The sequence below is a fragment of the Wenzhouxiangella sp. AB-CW3 genome (assembly GCF_014725735.1).
Lineage (GTDB): Bacteria > Pseudomonadota > Gammaproteobacteria > Xanthomonadales > Wenzhouxiangellaceae > Wenzhouxiangella.
Map to the genome: position 1 here is coordinate 3198032 of NZ_CP061368.1, position 18736 is coordinate 3216767.

Here is an 18736-nt window from a genome sequence, read left to right on the forward strand (position 1 = left end):
CATAGGATTCAGGCCTCAGCGATATCTGGCATCACGCTCGCGATTGGCGGCGATGGATTGTTCATAACGGTCGCCAATGGCAAGCAGTTGTTGCTTGTCGACCACTTTTTCGTCCCTGCTTTCCATGTGGTACTCACTGATGTCGGTCAGCACAATTGAATCGACCGGGCAGGATTCCTCGCAAAACCCGCAGTAGATGCACTTGAACAGGTCGATGTCATAACGCGTGGTGCGGCGCGTGCCATCCTCGCGCTGGTGCGAATCGATGGTGATGGCCAGGGCCGGGCACACGGCTTCGCACAGCTTGCAGGCAATACAACGCTCTTCGCCATTGGGGTAGCGCCGGAGCGCATGCAGACCCCGAAAGCGCGGTGACTTCGGCGTCTTCTCTTCCGGGTAGTTGAGCGTCGGCTTCGACGCACGACCGAACCGCCAGGTCACGGCCATGCCGCGCAGTAGTTCCAGCAGCATCAGCGACCTGAGATAGCGAACAATCGTATTCATGGCATCAGCTCCCGTACCAGCCCAGTACCCGGAACACGCCGGCCACCATGATCCAGACAATGGTGATGGGGATGAACACCTTCCACCCCAGGCGCATGATCTGGTCGTAGCGATAGCGCGGGAAAGTGGCGCGGAACCACAGGTAAAGGAAACAGAACACGGCGGTCTTGAGCAGGAACCAGTGGATGCCGCCGGCACCCAGGAAGGTATCGCCGATGACCGGAATACCCTGGAACGGACTGAGCCAGCCGCCCAGAAACAGCAGCGCGGCCAGTGCCGAGATCAGGATCATGTTGGCGTATTCGGCCAGGAAAAATACCGCGAAGGCCGAACCCGAGTACTCGGTATGGAAACCGGCGACGATTTCCGATTCACCCTCGGCGACATCAAAAGGTGCGCGATTGGTCTCGGCTACCCCGGAGATGAAATAGATCACGAACAGCGGCAGCAGTGGCAGCCAGAACCAGGTCCAGATGCCCCCCGACTGAGCCTGGACTATGGCGGACAGATTGAGCGTGCCGGCCAGCACGACCACGCCGACCAGGGCGAAGCCCATGGCGATTTCGTAGCTGACCGTCTGTGCGGCCGCGCGCAGGCCGCCGAGCAGGGCGTACTTGGAATTCGATGCCCAGCCGCCGATAAGAATGCCGTAAACCCCCATGGATGTCAGCGCCAGCACGAACAGCAGCCCGGCGTCGATGTCGGCCAGCACCAGCCAGTGGTCGAAGGGAATCACCGCCCAGGCCGTCAGCGCCGGTGCCAGCGCCAGCACCGGTGCCAGCAGGAACAGGAACCGGTTGGCATTGGTCGGAATGATGATTTCCTTGAACAGCATCTTGAACACGTCGGCAAACGGCTGCAGCAAGCCCAGCGGCCCGACCCGGTTGGGGCCGCGACGTGAATGCATGTAGCCGAGCACCTTGCGCTCGAAGTAGGTGAAATACGCCACGGCAATCGTGATCGGAAACACGATCATCATGATCTTGGCCCAGGTCCAGGCCAGCACGCCAAGCTGCTCCATCATGGGCAGGCCTCCAGGCGAATCTCGCCGCTGGCCGCACCCAGTTCGTGGGTCACGCAGCTTGCCGCCGGCAGCCACACCCCGCCCGGGGCGATGCGATCGTCGATCACCAGCGGCACCTCCACCGAGGCCTCGCCCTGGGTGACGCGCACGCGTTCGGCTTCTTCCAGGCCGAGTCGCTTGGCGGTGGCCGAGTGCACGTGTGCCCGGGTCGGGCCGGCGTGGGTGGTCTGTTGCAGTGCCGGGGCCCGGCGCAGCAAGGTATCGCCCGCGTAGATCGGCACGTCGCCGATGCGCCACAAGGTCTCGGCATCCGTAACCGCCGCTTCCTCAAGCTCCGGACTGCCGGAGACGACCGGCTGATGCTCGCCGATCAGATCGCTGACTTCATTCAGGGTCGCGAAGTCGAATCCGTCGACCGAAGCCATTTCGCCGAGCCGTCGCAGGATCTTCCAACCTTCGCGCGCCTGCCCGGGCGGCTTGCCGACAGCGTCAAGCCATTCCCGGTGACCGTCGGCGTTGATCCAGGTGCCGGCGGTCTCGGGGACTGGCGCCAACGGCAGCATCACGCTGGCCAGTCGCTCCATTTCTTCACTGACAAAAGCAGTCACGGCGATCACCGACTCGGCCTGTTGCAGCGCCGAGTCGGCCAGGTGCGGATCGGCCAGGTCAAAGCCGGGCTCGAGATCCCACAGCAGGTAGGCGCGCCGGGGTTCGCGGAGCATGGCGCGGGCATCCAGGCCTTCTTGGCCCGGCAGTGCACCGGCCACGGCTGCCCCGGCACTGTTGGCCGGCCCGGGCAGGATCATCAAGCCGACGCCAAGCGCCTCGGCCAGCCATTCGGCCAGCCCGCGCAGCCAGCCGCTGCGGGCATGGTTGAGTGCCCCGTCGCCGAGCAGCACGATGCCGTTGTCAGCCTCGTTGAGCAACTCGGCGACGCGATGATCGCGACTGTCGGGTTCGCGTGCGGCAATAAAGTTGCCCAGCGTACCGTCGGGCAGGGAATGTCCGCTTTTCTCCACGGCTGCCTTGGCCACCCGGCCCAGCGTGTCGACCATGGCCTGCGGCGCGACGATCAGGCGCTCGGCCAGATTAAAATGGAAATCGTAGGCGACCGGGTTGAGATCCACGATTTTTGCATCGCGCTTGCGCCAGGCCGTGCGTACCCGGTGACCCAGAATGGGTTGATCCTGGCGAATATTGCTGCCGACCAGGAAGATGGCATCGGCCTCGGACAGGTCTCTTGTCGGGCGGTCCAGTCTGGACAGCCCGGCAAGCGGGTGTGAGAAATCATTGACGCGCAGGCGGTGGTCGATATTCTCGCTGCCCAGCCCACGGGTCAGACGGGCGGCCAGCAGGTGCTCCTCGGTCGTGGCGCGCGGTGACATCAGCACGCCCAGCTCCTTGCCAGCCTGCTGCAGGCTGTTGGCGGCCGCTTCCAGTGCCGTGTCCCAGTCGGTTTCCTGCCACTGGCCATCAACCCGAATGCGCGGGGCCGTGAGCCGGTCGGCACTGGCCAGGCCGCAATGGCCGTAGCGATCCCGGTCGGCCAGCCAGCACTCGTTGATTGCTTCGTTGGATCGAGGCACGGCGCGCATGATGCGCCCGGCACGAACGTGGTAGTAGAGATGGGAGCCCAAACAGTCGTGACTGCCGACATGGGGACGGGCGCGCATCTCCCACGGCCGGGCGGTGTGGCGGAACGGTTTGTTGGTCAGCGCGCCGACCGGGCACAAATCGATGATGTTGCCCGACAGTTCGGATTCGATATTGCGTTCGATGAACGTGCTGATTTCGTGGTGTTCGCCGCGATTCATGCTGCCCAGCTCTGCCGTGCCCGCAATCTCGGACAAGAATCGGGTGCAGCGCGTGCAGTGAATGCAGCGAGTCATGTCGGTGGCGACCAGGGGCCCCAGGTTCTTGTCCCTGACCACGCGCTTGCGTTCGGTAAAACGCGAGACCGACCGACCATAGCCCATGGCCAGATCCTGCAGTTCGCATTCGCCGCCCTGATCGCAAATCGGGCAGTCGAGCGGATGGTTGATCAGCAGAAACTCCATCACCCCACGCTGAGCGTCGATCGCACGGCGTGATCGGGTAAAGACCTTCATGCCGTCGTGCACCGGCGTGGCACAGGCCGGCAATGGCTTGGGAATCTTCTCGACATCGACCAGGCACATGCGACAACTGGCCGCGACCGACAGCTTCTCGTGGTAGCAGAAACGGGGAATATCGATACCGGCCCGGTCGGTAACCTGGATGATCATCTCGCCCTTGCGCGCGGAGAGCTCGCGGCCATCAACCTCAATGGTGACGGTGTCGGTCTTCTTTTCCTCGACGGTAGCCATCGTGATTACACAATCCTTGAGACCATTGAAACCGCAGATGAACGCGGATGAACGCGGATCAATTGACCATAAGTGCAACCTTTGCCAAATCCCACAGTGAAGCGGTCATGCATGGATTCCGGCAAGGCAATCCATGCTGCAACCAATCTGTGTTCATCTGCGTTCATCTGCGGTTCCAAAATCCCTATGCCGCCTCACCGAACTTTTCGGTGACCGAAGAGCGGCCGTGTTCGATGAAGTGCTCGAATTCTTCGCGGAAGTGGCGGATGAAGCCCTGAACCGGCCAGGCGGCGGCTTCGCCGAAGGCGCAGATGGTGTGGCCCTCGATCTGGCCGGCCGCCGAGAGCAGCAGGTCGATATCTTCTGGCCGTCCCTGTCCGGCCAGAATGCGCCGGAGTACTCGATACATCCAGCCCGTGCCCTCGCGGCATGGCGTGCACTGACCGCAGGACTCGGCATAGTAAAAGCGTGCCACGCGGGTGCATGCCGCCACCATGCAGGTCCGCTCATCCATGACGATGACCGCGCCGGAGCCCAGTCCGGAGCCGGCCTTCTGGATGGAGTTGTAATCCATGGTCAGATCCATCATGACATCGCCCGGCAGCACCGGCATGGACGAACCGCCCGGGATTACACCCTTGAGCCGGTTGCCATCCCGCACGCCGCCGGCCTTTTCCAGCAGCTCGGAAAAAGGAGTACCCAGGGGAATCTCGTAGTTGCCCGGCTGGTTGACATGCCCGGACACCGAAAAGATCTTCGACCCGCCATTGTTGGGCCGCCCCAGCTCCAGAAACCAGGCCGGCCCATTACGCATGATGGCCGGCACCGAAGCCAGGGTCTCGGTGTTGTTGATGGTCGTCGGCCTGCCCCAGGCACCGAAATTGGCCGGGAAAGGCGGCTTGAAGCGCGGCCAGCCCTTCTTGCCTTCCAGAGACTCCATCAGTGCCGTTTCCTCGCCACAGATGTAGGCCCCTGCGCCCAGCACATTGTGTATCTCGATATCGATACCCGAACCCATGACATCGCGCCCCAGGTAGCCCGCTTCGCGGGCCTCGTTCAGGGCTGCCTCGACACGCTCAAAGGGCTCGTGGTGGAACTCGCCACGTAGATAGTTGTAGGCCTGCGTCACCCCCATGGCATAGGAGGCGATGGCCATGCCCTCGAGCAGGGCATGCGGGTTGTAGCGCAAAATGTCGCGATCATGGCAGGTCCCCGGTTCCGACTCGTCGGAATTGCACAGCAGATACTTCTGCCCCGGCGCCGAACGCGGCATGAACGACCACTTCAGACCCGCCGGGAAACCGGCGCCACCACGACCGCGCAGGGCCGAGTTCTTGATCGTCTCGATGATCTCTTCCTGCGGCGTCTTCTCACGCAGAATCTTCTCCCAGGCCTGCCAACCGCCATGCTTGCGGTACGCCTCCAGCGACCAGCAGTTCTCCTCGTCCAGATGCGTGAAGCAGACGTGGGGGTCAGCCATGAGCGGTGCCTCCGACAACGGGAGCGGACTTCTGTGTGTTTTGTGACTTCGGGTGAATCCGGGACTCGGGACTCGGGACTCGGGACTCGCTACTGTGGGCATGCTGTCGGCCGCTGCCGAGCTGGCTCCGGCAGAAGTGGGGATACTCCTTCGTTCGAAATCCGGGGTTTTCCCCGAGTCCCGAGTCCCGAGTCCCGAGTCCCGATTCCAGAGCCTCCGGCATGGCACTCCGCCAAACGAACCACCCTGTCACACCGAAGCCCCCCATCATTCCAACCCGTCGAGAATCTCGTCGACCTTCTCGGGCGTGAGATTCTCGTGGTAGTGGCCGTCGACGATCATCATCGGGGCCCGTACACAGGCGGCCAGGCATTCTTCTTCGCGCTTGAGGAAGATGCGGCCGTCGGGTGTGGTCTTGCCGATGGGGGTATCCAGCTTGTTCTCGATGTATTCGACGATGCGGTCCGAGCCGCACAGCATGCAGGATATGTTGGTGCACACCGATATTGAATGGCGCCCCACCGGCTCGGTCTCGATCATGGAGTAGAAGGTCGCCACTTCGTAGACCCATACCGGCGGCACTTCGAGGTAATCGGCTACGGCGTCCATCAGGTCGCCACTGACCCAGCCGCCATTCTGTTCCTGGGCGGCAACCAGCGACTGAATGATGGCCGAACGCCGTCCTTCAATGCCTTCGGGAAACTTGGCCCGCCAGTGGTCGATGGTCTTGCGCGTCTCCTCCGTGAGAAGGTTCCTTTTGCCCTCGAGGGGGTTGTCGGTGGCTTCGATTGTCATCGATCAATCTCCCCGAACACGATGTCCTGGGTGGCGATAAGGGCGGCGATGTCGGCCAGCATGTGGCCTTTGGCCATCTCGTGCATGGCCGACAGGTGCGCATAGCCCGGCGCTCGCAGATGCACGCGAAACGGCTTGTTGGCACCGTCGGAGACCAGGTAGCAGCCGAACTCGCCCTTGGGGGCTTCCACCGCGGCGTACGTCTCGCCTTCGGGCACACAGTAGCCTTCGGTAAACAACTTGAAGTGATGAATGAGCGCTTCCATGTCGTCTTTCATCTCTTCGCGCGTGGGCGGCGAGACCTTGAAATTGCGGATCATCACCGGACCCGGGTTGTCCCTGAGCCAGGCGATGCACTGCTTGACCATGCTCGCGGACTGACGCATCTCCTCGATGCGTACCAGGTAGCGGTCATAGCAGTCGCCGTTGCTGCCGACCGGAATGTCGAAATCCATTTCGCGGTATTTGGCATAGGGCTGCTTCTTTCTCAGATCCCACTCCACGCCCGAGCCGCGCAGCATGGGACCGGTAAAGCCCAGTTGCACCGCCCGGTCGGGCGAGACGGCGCCGATACCGACGGTGCGCTGCTTCCAGATTCGGTTGTCGGTCAGCAGCGTTTCGTAATCGTCCACGCGATCGAAGAAATCATCGGCAAAGGCTTCCAGGAAGTCCAGCAGCGAGCCTTCGCGCCATTCGTTCATGCGCGCCAGGTCCCGCCCCTTGCGCCATGGCGATTCGGCTACTTTCGGCATCTCGTCGGGCAGGTCGCGATAGACCCCGCCGGGGCGATAGTAGGTGGCGTGCATGCGCGTGCCCGACACGGCCTCGTAGGCATCCATCAGGTTCTCGCGCTCGCGGAAAGCGTAGAGAAAGACGGCCATGGCACCGAGGTCGAGGGCGTTGGAACCGATCCACATCAGGTGATTGAGGATGCGGGTTGCCTCGTCGAACATCGTGCGGATGTACTGTGCCCGCTCCGGCGGCTCGATACCGAGCAGTTGCTCGATGGCGCGCACGTAGGCGTGCTCGTTGCACATCATCGACACGTAGTCGAGCCGGTCCATGTAGCCGATGGAATGGTTGTAGGGCTTGGATTCGGCCAGCTTCTCGGTCGCGCGGTGCAGCAGGCCTACATGCGGATCGACGCGCTCGACCACCTCCCCGTCCATCTCGAGGATCAGGCGCAGTACGCCGTGAGCAGCCGGGTGCTGCGGGCCGAAGTTCATCGTGAAGTTGCGAATCTCGCTCACTTCTCACCCCCATCGATGCCCTGATCGACATAGCGACTGTCGCGGCGCACGACCCGGGCCACCGTCACGCGCGGCTCGATTTCGACCGGCTCGTAGATCACCCTGCCCTTGTCCTCGTCGTAGCGAACGGTGACATTGCCGATCAGCGGAAAGTCCTTGCGGAACGGATGACCGATAAAGCCGTAGTCGGTCAGCAGGCGTCGCAGGTCGGGATGGCCCTCGAAGGCAATGCCGAACAGGTCGAAGGCCTCGCGCTCGTACCAGTTGACCGAGTTCCACACCTCGACCAGCGAGGGCAATACCGGCAGTTCATCGTCGGGGGCGAAGCAGCGCAGGCGCAGCCGACGATTATGTTGCAGCGAGAGCAGGTGAACGATCACGGCAAAGCGATTGGGCACATCACCTGATACCGGCCGTTCCGACCAGGCAAAGCGACCGGGGCCAAGGGCGTCGGCGGCCCGGGAGTAGCCATAACGAGTGGCATCGCCGGTTTCCCACTCGTCATCGCCATAGCCGAGATAGTCGATACCGCAAAGATCGGACAATTGCTCGAAGGCCAGCGCCGGCTCATCGCGCAGCACGTAGGCCGCATCCAACCAGTGTTCATGGCTGATCTCGACGGTCAGCTGCCGGCGATGCTCGGTGATCGCGACAATCCGTTGCCCGAGCGCGTCGCGCAGTTGCTGAACCAGCAGCTGATTGCGCTCCGATACGCTACTCATGAGCGCGCGATGGTGTTGGTGCGACGGATCTTCTTGTAGAGCTGGAGCACGCCGTAGACCAGCGCTTCGGCTGTCGGCGGGCAACCGGGCACGTAGATGTCAACCGGCACGATGCGGTCGCAGCCCCGGGTTACGGCATAGGAATAATGGTAGTAGCCACCGCCGTTGGCACACGAACCCATGGAGATGACCCACTTCGGGTCGGGCATCTGGTCGTAGACCTTGCGCAGTGCCGGCGCCATCTTGTTGCACAGGGTGCCGGCCACGATCATGACATCGGACTGCCGGGGGCTGGGGCGAAAGATCATGCCGAAGCGGTCGAGATCGTAGCGCGACGCGGCCGAATGCATCATCTCGACGGCACAGCAGGCCAGCCCGAAGGTCACCGGCCACATGCTGCCGGTTCGCGCCCAGTTGATCAGGGCATCGGCACTGGTGGTCACGAAACCCTTTTCCAGCAGCGGGTTGTCGGCCTCCGGGCGCAGGATGTCATCGACCGGCCCGTCCGGTGACGGGTTATGCAGAAGATTGCTGACTACTCCCATTCCAGCGCCCCCTTCTTCCATTCGTAAATGAAACCGATGACCAGGATGAGCAGAAACACGCCCATGGCCACCAGGCCGGTCATGCCGACATGATCCAGGGCCACCGCCCAGGGAAACAGGAAGGCAATTTCCAGATCGAAAATAATGAAGAGGATGGCGACCAGGTAGAAGCGCACATCGAACTTCATGCGGGAGTCTTCAAAGGCCTCGAAGCCGCATTCGTAGGGTGAAAGCTTTTCGTCGGAGGGGTTGCGCGGTCCGAGAATACCGCCAACAATCAGCAAAGCCACACCCATCCCGGTTGCAATCGCCAGGAACAGCAGGATAGGGAAGTACTCTGCCAGCATGGTCGTACGCCGCTTGTCCGGATGCGACACCCCTGGTGGAGGGAGGCATCGCTATATTGAAAAACATGGTGCCGAAGGCCGGACTCGAACCGGCACGGCCGTAAGGCCACTGCCCCCTCAAGACAGCGTGTCTACCAATTCCACCACTTCGGCATTTGTATCAGATCCCCCGTGAAGGATTTATTCTTCCGGCGGCTCCGGGAACACTTCATCGTCCATCACGGACTCATCTTCATCCTCTTCGTCGCCCGGCAGTGCGAGGAACTCCTCGGCATCACCTGCCTCGACTTCCTCGGCCGTGGGCAGCGGCGCGACCTGGGCGGCCACACCGAGATCATCGGGCGCTTCGCCCACTCCGCCGGAGCGAGCCACCATGACCGCCATTGACAGGCTGATGGCAAAGAATCCGACACCCAGCCAGCTGGTGAGCTTGGTCAGAAAGCCGGCAGCGCCGCGCGAACCGAATACGGTGCCCGAGGCGCCTGCACCGAAGGCCGCACCCATGGTGGCACCCGGGCCCCGCTGAACCAGCACGATGGCGATCAACGCCGCGGCCAGCAGAACGTGAAATACGATTAAAACCGTGTACATTGGTTATCAGTCTCTGAACATGCTGTCTTGTCAGGCCGCCTGGTAGATGGCCATAAACGATTCGGCCTTCAGCGATGCGCCGCCAATCAGGCCACCGTCGATGTCTTCACAGGCAAACAATTCGGCGGCATTGTCGGGCTTGACGCTTCCGCCGTAAAGGATCCTGACCCGACCGCCTATTGTAGCATCCTCTGCTGACAATTGCGCACGGATACCGGCATGGATTTCCTGTGCCTGTTCCGGCGTCGCTGTCTGCCCGGTGCCGATGGCCCAGACAGGCTCGTAGGCCACCACCGCCCTGGAAAAGGCATTGATGCCGGCCGCTTCGATGACCGCACCGATCTGGCCGCCGACCACCTCGCGGGTCCGCCCGGCCTCGCGCTCGTCCAGGGTTTCCCCGACACAAAGGATCGGCTGCAGACCGGCTTCCTGGGCCGCGACGAACTTCTCGGCGACCTGCGCACTGGTTTCACCGTGCAGGGCGCGGCGTTCGGAGTGGCCCACCAGGACGTAGCCGCAGTTCCAGTCGGCCAGCATGGAACCGGACACATCCCCGGTATAGGCGCCGGAAGCATGCGGGCTCAAATCCTGCCCGCCGAGCAGCACCGGGGTGTGATCGAGTAGAGACTGCACCAGCGGGATATACGGAAACGGGGGCAGCACCATGACTTCGGCTGACCGCTCCGGGTCCAGTCGGGAAAGAATGCCGCCTATCAGACTCCGGATCTCCGGCTTCGTACCGTTCATCTTCCAGTTGCCGGCAATCAGCTTGTTTCGCATTTCGGATACCACCCCTGTTCGAGTGGGGGGAGATTTTACTGGTTTTGGGGGGGGACAACAAATGGGAAATTTGCGCTGAGTGTTAAGTGTGAGGTGTGAAGTGTTAAGTGTTAAGTGTTAAGTGTGAAGTGTGAAGTGTGAAGTGTGAAGTGTGAAGAGCGGCTTGCGGTTGGGTTGGGGTTGGATTGGCTGGCGGGGCTGCGAGGGGGATGGGGGTTAGGTGGGGGTGGGCGGCGGGGTGGGCCGCCGCCCCGGGGAGGGTTAGTCGTCGGTTTTCAGGATGCCTTCTATGTCCAGGATGATTTTGATGACTTCGGCTTCTTCGCCGAGGTCGTAGTCGATGCCGAAGTCGGCCAGGCGGAAGGTGGTGGTGCCGTGGAAGCCGCGGCGGTAGTTGCCCCAGGGGTCTTCGCCGGCGCCGACATGTTCGACGTCGATGTCCAGTTCGCGGGTGACGCCGAGCAGGGTGAATTCACCGGTCATGCGGTACTGGCCTTCTTCGACGCGCTCGAAGGCCGTCGAGCGGAAGTGGGCCTCGGGATACTCTTCCACGGTGAGGAAGTCCTCGTTGCGCAGGTGATCGTCGCGGCGCTCATGGTTCGAGTCGACACTGGCGGTCTGCACTGTCACTTCCACCGAGGAGTTTTCGGGGGTGTCGGGGTCATAGGTGAACTCGCCCTCGAAGTCGTTGAAGCGTCCATACAGCCAGGAAAAGCCCAGGTGGGAAATCTTGAACTGGATGAAGGCATGGGCGCCGGGGGTGTCAATCACGTAGTGCTCGGCATGGTTGTCGGCCTTGAGCGGAGCGGCCAGTGCCAGCAGGCAGATGGCGGCGATGATTCGGGTCTTCATGTCCTGTTCTCCTCGTGAGACGGTTTCGTTCGGATGGGCATTGTTGCTGCCGTTAGCGTTTCCGGCGGGCCGGGTTGTTCCTGGCCGCCTGGCAGTCCGTCGATGGCTGCCGGCTTGCACGCAGTGCACCCGGCAACTATCACCCGGTTTGAGACAACACCAGGTGAAGGTGATTCATCGGCGGTTCAATGAGGAGGATTATCATGGATCCCATGAGCATGAGATTCGTCCTGATTGCCGGCCTGCTGTTGCTGCCGCCTGCCGCCTGGTCCTCGGCCGATTCGCTGCATTGCGGATCGCGGCTGGTGCGCGCCGGCGACCCGATCTGGCAGGTGGCGCGCCAGTGCCCTGAACCGTTCTGGCGCGAAAGCTACGACCGGGCCAGCGGCGCCGATCGTCGGGGCCGTCCGCTCGCCATGCAGCGCGTGGAGATCTGGACACTCAATTTCGGGCAGCGCCGTTTCATGCGCCAACTGGTGTTTGTCGACGGTCGCCTGAGCCGCATCGATTCCCTGGGCTACGGCGTCGACCACCGCCCCGGAAGCCGGCGCTGCAATCCCAACGAACTGAGAAATGCGGGCGACACCATTGCCGAGGTCTTCGCCCGCTGCGGCGAGCCGGACTACAGTTACGAACTGCCTTCACCGGCCCACTACGGCTACCACGGCGGCCGGACGGACACTCGCGAAAGATTGAGCTGGACTTATGACTTCGGCCCCCGCCAGCATCCCCGGGAGTTGCTGTTTGTCGACGGCCGGCTGCACAGGATCAGGTCCGAGCGGCGTTGAGAATCCTCAGTCATCTCCCTGGCCGGCCACGGTCATTTCGTCAAGCAGCAGCGACCCGGTGCGGATGTTGTGTCGAGGATCAATATCGGTGCCGGCGGCACGCAGATTGCCCAGCATGTCGCGCAGGTGTCCGGCGATCGTGATTTCCTCCACCGGCCAGGCGATTTCGCCGTTTTCCACCCAGAAGCCCGCGGCGCCGCGGGAGTAGTCGCCGGTGACCAGGTTCACGCCCTGCCCCATGAGTTCGGTCACCACCAGCCCGCGCTCCATGTCCTGGATCAACTGCTCCTGGGTGGAAGCGCCGCCGACCAGCTCGAGGTTTCTCACGCCCCCGGCGTTGGCGGTTGTTTTCAGGCCCAGACGCCGCGCCGAATAGCTGCCCAGCACATACCGCTTGAGGACACCGGCATCGACCAGGGCCGATTCCCGGGTGGCCACGCCATCGCCATCAAAGCACGAGGAACGTGCCGCGCTCGGCAGGCGCGGCCGCTCAACCAGCGACGCCCAGTCCGGCATGACGGACTGTCCGGCCGCATCAAGCAGGTAGCTCGAGCGACGGTAGAGATTGCTGCCGGAGGCCGCGGCTACCAGGTGTCCGATCAGCCCCCGGGCCGTTTCCGGGCTGAACAATACCGGCACCCGGCCGGTCGGGATTCGTTTCGACCCGAGCCGGCGCAGCGTTCGGCGGGCGGCTTCGCGGCCGGTTACCTCTGGAGCGGCCAGCTCGCCGAAGGCACGCGCCGTGTCATAGTCGAAATCCCGCTGCATGCCGGCCTCATCACGCGCGATCAGCACGCAACTCTGGGAAAAGCGGGTACCTCGGCTGCTGGCGACAAAGCCATGGCTGTTGGCATACACGGCCACGCCGGCCTCGGTGCTGACACTGGCGCCCTCGGTATTGGCAATGCGCGTGTCGGCATCCCGGCCAACCGCCTCGATCTCTCGCGCGCGCTCGGCCAGGACATCCAGCCCGAGATCGGCGGGATGCCACAGGTCCAGGTCGGTGATGTCGGTGGCCATGAGGGCGGCATCGGCCAGGCCCGCGTCGCGGTCAGGCTGGGTGTGCCGGGCAATGGCCAGGGCCCGCTCGACGGTTTCGTCGATGACATCGGCTCTGAGGTCGCCCGTGCTGGCGCTGCCGGCGCACTGCTGCCGATAGACCGTCACTCGTACTCCGCGATCCCGGGCCTCTTCCAGGGTTTCGATTTCGCCCATTCGCACACCGGCTTCACGGGCCAGGCTGGAGTTGATGCTGACCTCGGCCTGGTCGGCACCGCCAGCCCTGGCCTGGTCGATGACCCGGGTTGCAATATCGATCAGCAAGTCGATCTCACGGTCCGGATCGTGCAGCAGGGCATTGATCCCGCTGCCTTTCAGTTCGCTGTTACTCATACCTGCAGTGTTCCTGAATTTTTTGGACCGGTTGCGGCGCCGCACCTCACCGGCACGACGCACGGAAGCAACCGGTCATCGGTCTGATCCTGGTTTCAGTCGGTTCCGCCGACAGTCAGCCCATCAATACGCAGTGTGGGCTGCCCCACGCCCACCGGCACTCCCTGGCCTTCCTTGCCGCACACGCCCACGCCGGAGTCCAGGGCCAGGTCGTTGCCGACCATACCCACCCGCGTGAGCACGTCCGGTCCGTTGCCGATCAGGGTCGCCCCCTTGATGGCCGGGCCCAGCTTGCCGTTCTTGATGCGGTAGGCCTCGGAGGCGGCAAACACGAACTTGCCGGACGTGATATCGACCTGCCCGCCGTTGAAGTTGACCGCGTAGATGCCATCGTCGACCGAGGAGATGATTTCGCCCGGATCGTGCTCACCGGGCAGCATGTAGGTATTAGTCATGCGTGGCATTGGCAGGTGGGCGAATGACTCGCGGCGACCATTGCCCGTGGGCTCGACGCCCATGAGCCGCGCATTGAGCCGATCCTGCATGTAGCCGACCAGCCGGCCGTTTTCAATCAGGGTGGTGCAGTTCGTCGGCGTACCTTCATCATCGATGCTGAGCGAACCACGACGGTCAGCCAGGGTGCCGTCATCGACCACGGTGCAGGCTTCGGTCGCCACCCGCTCACCGATGCGCCCGGAAAACGCCGAAATGCCCTTGCGGTTGAAATCCCCTTCCAGGCCATGGCCCACTGCTTCGTGCAGCAGAACGCCGGGCCAGCCGGAGCCCAGCACCACGGTCATGTAGCCGGCCGGTGCCGGCTCGGCTCCCAGGTTCACGGTCGCCTGGCGGACCGCCTCGCTGGCATGATGCTGCCAGAACTCCGGCGCCATCAGCTGCGCAATCCGGTAACGTCCGCCACCGCCGGAAAAACCCTGTTCGCGGCGGTCACCGTCTTCCATCAGCACCCGGATATCCAGACGCACCAGGGGCCTGACATCGCCGCCGACCACACCGTCGGTGGCCGTGACCAGGATCGACTCGTGACTGGCGTTGAGACTGACGCTGACCTGGCTTACCCGGTCATCGAGAGAACGCACGTAGGCATCGATGGTTCTGAGCAGCTCGACCCGGTCGGAAGCACGGCCACTGACGGTGGGGTCGTCGGAAATGTAGCGCGCCGGCACCGGTGCGGCGCGGCCCACCTGGAGACTTCCCGAACTGCCCTGGCGGGCAATTGCACGGGCACTGGCGGCCGCGTCGATCAGTGAGGGCAGGCTGATGGTGTCGGCGTAGGCAAAGCCGGTACCGGCACCGGCCACGGCGCGCACGCCAATGCCCTGGTCTGCATCGTAACTGCCGCCCTTGACGGCTCCGTCCTCCAGCGACCAGCCTTCCGACACCCGTCGCTGGAAGTAAAGCTCGCCAAAATCGATCTGGCTGGACACCAGCCGGCCCAGTGCCATTTCCAGCTCGTGCTCTCCGAGCCCGGCCGGCGTGAGCAGTTGATCGAGAACCCGTTCGTACATGAATTTGCTCGCAGACTCTATTGTGTAAGGCAACCCCTGAGATATTCGGACGACAGCGGCGCCTTTCAATCCAGGTCCAGCTCCTCGGGCAGCAGAATGCGTTCCTCGCCCTCTTCATCGGTGACCCTGGCCTCGACCAGATCGACTTCCGGCGCCTCCCAGGCCCCGGTGACCGCGTAACGAGCCTCGGCAATGCCTCGCAGGGGGCCGTCGAACAGGGTCTGCAGCACGAGACCGGCCGCCGCGCCCATCGGCCCGCCGGCCAAGCCTCCGATCAGGGGCAAGGTGCCGCCCACACCCGGCTCGACCACCAGGTACTGGTCGTAACGCCGGTCGATCAGGTCGGTCTCGCCGCTGACCTTGATACTGGCAGCCGGCGCATCAATCAGCAGCTCGTCGGTACTGGCCACGCCGTCGGCGATGCGGAACCGGCCCTCGATTCGGTCGAACTTCAGCCCCTGGGCGAAGACATCGCGGAAATCGAGCGTCAGACGGCGGGGTATGGTGCTGATGCTGATCAGGCCCAGCAGCCGACCCGCGCCGGGACGCGCCTCGGGGATCAGCCCGTCGCTGACTTCGATATCCAGTGCGCCGTCGAGACGCTGCAGCGAGAAATCATGCGGCGCCCCGGGCCAGCGCCCGGCCAGGTCGGCCTGGGCGCGTGCGGCCTGAATGCCGATTTCATAACCCAGCGCCGTCATCAGCTCGGTCAGGCTGTCGGTGATCAACCGCCCCTCGAACTCGCTGTAAGGACCGGCATCGCCCTCGACCCAGCGGCCGCGCCCCTGCAGGCTGAGCGTCTCGCCGCTGGCCTCGACCCGCTCGATTTCCACGCCGCTGTCAGTAGCGTGGCTTTCGACGCGCACCCGTCCGAGGTCGAGATCCCGGTAGCGAAGATCCTCGATCAGCAGGTGCAATGGCGGGTACCCCACCGGACTGGCGGTGGATGTCTGTCCGGGCCCCAGCTCGGCGATCAGTTGAGTCGGGTCGGGTTCGGGGCGGTCATGATCGAGATGCAGGCGGGCGAGGTCCACAGCCAGAACGCGGCCGGAATCCAGCGGCGACGGGATGGTCGCCCGCCCCCGGGCACCGTCACCATCGAAACTGGCTTCCCATGCACCCTCTTCACGAACCAGTCCCAGCTCGACGGCATCAATCGACAGGTTCTCCCAGGCCAGTCGACCCAGCGACAGCGCGATATCGGCCCGCCCCACGCCGCGGGCATCGGGCAGCGGCAGCGCATCGATCAGGCTCACCCAGGCGCCAAGATCAAGGTCGTTCAGCTGCCCCCGCACGACCGTTCCGGGGTTGTCCGGACGCGCCGGCCTGGGCTGGTGGAGACCGACTGTGGTGGTCCAGTCTCCGGCCTCGCGCCATGCCGCCATCTCCAGGCTTTCGGCCAGGCTCAGGTCGAGTTCGATATCCTGATCGACCAGGCGCACATCGGCCCTGAACGGCCAGGATTGCGGCATCAACTTGTTGGCCGGCTCGGGCAGTTCGAACCCTATGCCTTCGAGGTCGCTTTCCAGCGTGATCGACAGGCCATCCTCCACGGCATCGAGTCCCAGGCGCCAGAAAGTAGTGCCGGTGACATGCCGGGCCACCAGGTCAGCCAGCTCGTCGTCGGCCAGCAGGTCTGCCGGGTGCAGCTCGGCGCCGATATCGAGCCGCGTCGGCGCATCGAAGTCCGCGGCAAGATCCAGGGTCAGCATGCGTTGCCCGGCACGCGCCTGGAGTGCCGTTGGAACAATCCGGTGTCGATCGAAGAATGCCGCGCCATGCAATGCCGAGAGCTCGATACCCAGCGCCGGCAGGGCCACCCGGGCGTCGTTGATCTCCACTTCGCCATCAAGATGCCACTCGCTCATCTGGCGCAGCGGCAAAGTCACCTCCGTGGCAAAGGCCAGCGAACCCGACCACCGCGTCTGGTCAAACAGGGCCTGCCAGCCGGCCACCGGCATGTCGGCGAGGGTCGCGGCCAGGGCCGTGGCATCGGCATCGTCGGCGGTGGCCAGGAAAACCAGTTCCGGCTGGGTCAGGTCGCCAATGACCACCTGGTCTACCGACAATGTGGACTCGCCCAGGTGCGCCGAGGGCACCTGGCCGTAAAGTGACCGTCCGAGAAACCGGACCTGCCCTTCATGCAGGCGGGCCAGCGGCCATTCCGGCCAGTAGTCCATGCGGGCCCCGGCAAAATCGATCTCTGCCTGAAAGTCGCCGGGATCGAAATCCGCGGCGCGCTGGCCGGCGCGCATGTGAAACAGCAGTTGCCCGCTGGCATGATCCACATGCACCAGCGACTGTTCCAGCCATTCCAGTGCCCTTGGCGGCACGATGCCCCGGGGCAGCCAGGGTCGCGGATCACCGGCCTCGATGCGCTGCACGTCGATTCCGAAATCGAGGAACGGGCGTTCCGGGCCCAGGTAGATCCAGCCATCGGCCCGGGCGGAGACGATATCTCCGGCAATCGACAGCTCCCGCATCTCGATGCCTTCGGGGGCCAGCAGCAACTGGCCGGCAATGGCGTCCAGCTCAACCGACTCGCGCAGTTGCTGCGGCCACATCACGGTCGCCGGCCCCGATGGGCTCAATACGACGCGGTCACCGGCCAGACCCAGTTCAAGGTCCAACCCTTCGACGCCCGGAACGGGGCCGGTAGGGGCCAGCACGAGCTCCCGGATCCGACCGTTCACGGCGTGCAGGCTTTCATCAAGGTCAAGCATCAGCGATACCGAATCCACCTGCCCTTCCAGACGCTCCGGCCACCAGGGCAAAAGACCGGACACAGGCGCCAGGAGGCGATGCAGGCGATCCAGATCCAGCGCATCGAAGGCCAGCGCCGCGCGCCGATCATGCCAGGCCAGTGCCAATCCGCTCACTACGGGCTCATCGCCGATTTTCATTTCCGGCAGATTCAGGTCCACCCGGCGACCGATGCGCTCGGCCAGCAAGGTGCCACTGACTGCCTCGTCTTCGCCGCCGGTCAGGGCAAAATCCAGGCTCAGACCGGCCCCGGATTCGCGCGACCAGTCCAGCCAGAGGTCCGCCTGCAACAGGCGTTCGCGTGTGTCCACGGCTTCGGGCACGAAGGGAGCAAAAAGGTCAGCTCCCAGATCGAGACCGGGCAGCCCGAACCAGGCCCGGATTGCTTCCAGGCTGCCGGCGGCATGATCGGCCAGCAATCGCAATTCGAGCACGGATGCAGCGTCAGCCTGCGGATGAATCCGGCCGATCAGGGCCGTGCGCTCGGCAGAGCGCTCCAGCTCCGCCTCCGGCAAGTGCCAGGCCGTGGCCGGCCATTCCTGCGGCTGAATGCGCACCTCCACCTCGCGCAGCAGCAGGTTGCCGGTCAGCACACGCTCGGCGGGCAGACCGTCACCACCCCCCAGTTGACCGCCCCGCACCAGCTGCAGCCCCCACGATCCGTCCTCGTCCTCGGTCAGTTCCACATCCAGACCGATGACGGTCAGATCGAACAGGTTGCCGGCGCCCCCGGCCAGGCCGGGAAGGTGGACATCCAGGCTGGCGCTGTCGATGCTGGCCAGCGGCGCATCGGGCTCGCCGACCCGAACCCCGTTGAGTTGCAGTTGCGGCGTGAGCCGGGGCCAGTGCGCCTCGACCCGTTCAATGGCGACCGGCAGACCCAGCCGGTCGGTGAGCGCCACTTCCAGCCAGGGGCGCATTTCGTCGGCATGAGGTGCCAGGGCGCGGCCCACCCCGACCACGATCGCCAGTCCGATGATCACCAGTGCACAGGCATAGAACAGCAGGCCCACCAGGCGTCGGATCATTGTG

16 protein-coding genes and 1 tRNA gene are annotated in these 18736 nt (G+C 63.9%); 1 reads left to right on the forward strand and 16 read right to left on the reverse strand.

Annotation, left to right across the window (positions count from 1 at the left end):
- Positions 1 to 15 precede the first annotated feature (15 nt).
- The 13 genes from nuoI to IC757_RS13860 all read right to left on the reverse strand — a co-directional run bounded on the left by nuoI (position 16) and on the right by IC757_RS13860 (position 11235).
- Positions 16 to 504, reverse strand: a complete 489-nt coding sequence (nuoI, locus tag IC757_RS13800) for an NADH-quinone oxidoreductase subunit NuoI (RefSeq protein WP_190974870.1) — start codon at positions 502 to 504, stop codon at positions 16 to 18.
- 4 nt (positions 505 to 508) lie between these two features.
- Entirely contained in the window at positions 509 to 1525 is a 1017-nt protein-coding gene (gene nuoH, locus IC757_RS13805) for an NADH-quinone oxidoreductase subunit NuoH (RefSeq protein ID WP_190977046.1), read from the reverse strand.
- Positions 1525 to 3873 carry an NADH-quinone oxidoreductase subunit NuoG gene (nuoG, locus tag IC757_RS13810; protein ID WP_190974871.1) on the reverse strand — a complete coding sequence of 783 codons (2349 nt, stop codon included), beginning with the start codon at positions 3871 to 3873 and terminating at the stop codon, positions 1525 to 1527. Before nuoG ends, nuoH begins: the two co-directional genes overlap by 1 nt.
- A gap of 184 nt (positions 3874 to 4057) precedes the next feature.
- Positions 4058 to 5353 (reverse strand): NADH-quinone oxidoreductase subunit NuoF, encoded by a 1296-nt coding sequence (nuoF, locus tag IC757_RS13815; RefSeq protein ID WP_190974872.1) that lies wholly within the window; start codon positions 5351 to 5353, stop codon positions 4058 to 4060.
- 267 nt (positions 5354 to 5620) lie between these two features.
- Positions 5621 to 6148 carry an NADH-quinone oxidoreductase subunit NuoE gene (gene nuoE / locus IC757_RS13820; protein WP_190974873.1) on the reverse strand — a complete coding sequence of 176 codons (528 nt, stop codon included), beginning with the start codon at positions 6146 to 6148 and terminating at the stop codon, positions 5621 to 5623.
- Positions 6145 to 7398, reverse strand: a complete 1254-nt coding sequence (locus tag IC757_RS13825; protein WP_190974874.1) for an NADH-quinone oxidoreductase subunit D — start codon at positions 7396 to 7398, stop codon at positions 6145 to 6147. Before IC757_RS13825 ends, nuoE begins: the two co-directional genes overlap by 4 nt.
- A complete protein-coding gene (locus IC757_RS13830; RefSeq protein WP_190974875.1) occupies positions 7395 to 8120 on the reverse strand; it encodes an NADH-quinone oxidoreductase subunit C in 726 nt (241 codons plus the stop codon). Before IC757_RS13830 ends, IC757_RS13825 begins: the two co-directional genes overlap by 4 nt.
- A complete protein-coding gene (locus IC757_RS13835; RefSeq protein ID WP_190974876.1) occupies positions 8117 to 8665 on the reverse strand; it encodes a NuoB/complex I 20 kDa subunit family protein in 549 nt (182 codons plus the stop codon). Before IC757_RS13835 ends, IC757_RS13830 begins: the two co-directional genes overlap by 4 nt.
- The gene (locus IC757_RS13840; protein WP_190974877.1) at positions 8656 to 9012 is read right to left on the reverse strand and encodes an NADH-quinone oxidoreductase subunit A; all 357 of its coding nucleotides are present in this window, start codon (positions 9010 to 9012) and stop codon (positions 8656 to 8658) included. The genes IC757_RS13835 and IC757_RS13840 overlap by 10 nt, the downstream gene beginning before the upstream one ends.
- Positions 9013 to 9078: 66 nt before the next feature.
- A tRNA-Leu gene (locus IC757_RS13845) sits at positions 9079 to 9165 on the reverse strand.
- A gap of 27 nt (positions 9166 to 9192) precedes the next feature.
- A complete protein-coding gene (gene secG / locus IC757_RS13850) occupies positions 9193 to 9603 on the reverse strand; it encodes a preprotein translocase subunit SecG (protein WP_190974878.1) in 411 nt (136 codons plus the stop codon).
- Between the two features lie 30 nt (positions 9604 to 9633).
- Positions 9634 to 10383: a triose-phosphate isomerase gene (gene tpiA, locus IC757_RS13855; RefSeq protein ID WP_190974879.1), complete on the reverse strand. Its 750-nt coding sequence runs from the start codon at positions 10381 to 10383 to the stop codon at positions 9634 to 9636.
- A 261-nt stretch (positions 10384 to 10644) separates the two neighbouring features.
- Entirely contained in the window at positions 10645 to 11235 is a 591-nt protein-coding gene (locus IC757_RS13860) for a YceI family protein (protein ID WP_190974880.1), read from the reverse strand.
- A 212-nt stretch (positions 11236 to 11447) separates the two neighbouring features.
- Here IC757_RS13860 and IC757_RS13865 point away from each other — a divergent pair, with 212 nt between their 5' ends.
- Positions 11448 to 12023, forward strand: coding sequence for a DUF2845 domain-containing protein (locus tag IC757_RS13865; protein ID WP_190974881.1), 576 nt, complete (start codon positions 11448 to 11450; stop codon positions 12021 to 12023).
- Positions 12024 to 12029: 6 nt separating this feature from the next.
- Here IC757_RS13865 and pmbA read toward each other — a convergent pair whose 3' ends face one another.
- The 3 genes from pmbA to IC757_RS13880 all read right to left on the reverse strand — a co-directional run bounded on the left by pmbA (position 12030) and on the right by IC757_RS13880 (position 18732).
- Positions 12030 to 13415: a metalloprotease PmbA gene (gene pmbA / locus IC757_RS13870; RefSeq protein WP_190974882.1), complete on the reverse strand. Its 1386-nt coding sequence runs from the start codon at positions 13413 to 13415 to the stop codon at positions 12030 to 12032.
- A 95-nt stretch (positions 13416 to 13510) separates the two neighbouring features.
- Positions 13511 to 14941 (reverse strand): metalloprotease TldD, encoded by a 1431-nt coding sequence (gene tldD / locus IC757_RS13875; protein ID WP_190974883.1) that lies wholly within the window; start codon positions 14939 to 14941, stop codon positions 13511 to 13513.
- A 65-nt stretch (positions 14942 to 15006) separates the two neighbouring features.
- Positions 15007 to 18732: a YhdP family protein gene (locus IC757_RS13880; protein ID WP_190974884.1), complete on the reverse strand. Its 3726-nt coding sequence runs from the start codon at positions 18730 to 18732 to the stop codon at positions 15007 to 15009.
- Positions 18733 to 18736: the final 4 nt, after the last annotated feature.

Excerpts from the sequence above, each read along its gene's own strand:
- nuoI (WP_190974870.1), bottom strand. The coding sequence starts at position 504 with ATGAATACGATTGTTCGCTATCTCAGGTCGCTGATGCTGCTGGAACTA.
- nuoH (WP_190977046.1), bottom strand. The coding sequence starts at position 1,525 with ATGGAGCAGCTTGGCGTGCTGGCCTGGACCTGGGCCAAGATCATGATG.
- nuoG (WP_190974871.1), bottom strand. The coding sequence starts at position 3,873 with ATGGCTACCGTCGAGGAAAAGAAGACCGACACCGTCACCATTGAGGTT.
- nuoF (WP_190974872.1), bottom strand. The coding sequence starts at position 5,353 with ATGGCTGACCCCCACGTCTGCTTCACGCATCTGGACGAGGAGAACTGC.
- nuoE (WP_190974873.1), bottom strand. The coding sequence starts at position 6,148 with ATGACAATCGAAGCCACCGACAACCCCCTCGAGGGCAAAAGGAACCTT.
- IC757_RS13830 (WP_190974875.1), bottom strand. The coding sequence starts at position 8,120 with ATGAGTAGCGTATCGGAGCGCAATCAGCTGCTGGTTCAGCAACTGCGC.
- IC757_RS13835 (WP_190974876.1), bottom strand. The coding sequence starts at position 8,665 with ATGGGAGTAGTCAGCAATCTTCTGCATAACCCGTCACCGGACGGGCCG.
- IC757_RS13840 (WP_190974877.1), bottom strand. The coding sequence starts at position 9,012 with ATGCTGGCAGAGTACTTCCCTATCCTGCTGTTCCTGGCGATTGCAACC.
- secG (WP_190974878.1), bottom strand. The coding sequence starts at position 9,603 with ATGTACACGGTTTTAATCGTATTTCACGTTCTGCTGGCCGCGGCGTTG.
- tpiA (WP_190974879.1), bottom strand. The coding sequence starts at position 10,383 with ATGCGAAACAAGCTGATTGCCGGCAACTGGAAGATGAACGGTACGAAG.
- IC757_RS13860 (WP_190974880.1), bottom strand. The coding sequence starts at position 11,235 with ATGAAGACCCGAATCATCGCCGCCATCTGCCTGCTGGCACTGGCCGCT.
- IC757_RS13865 (WP_190974881.1), top strand. The coding sequence starts at position 11,448 with ATGAGCATGAGATTCGTCCTGATTGCCGGCCTGCTGTTGCTGCCGCCT.
- pmbA (WP_190974882.1), bottom strand. The coding sequence starts at position 13,415 with ATGAGTAACAGCGAACTGAAAGGCAGCGGGATCAATGCCCTGCTGCAC.
- tldD (WP_190974883.1), bottom strand. The coding sequence starts at position 14,941 with ATGTACGAACGGGTTCTCGATCAACTGCTCACGCCGGCCGGGCTCGGA.
- IC757_RS13880 (WP_190974884.1), bottom strand. The coding sequence starts at position 18,732 with ATGATCCGACGCCTGGTGGGCCTGCTGTTCTATGCCTGTGCACTGGTG.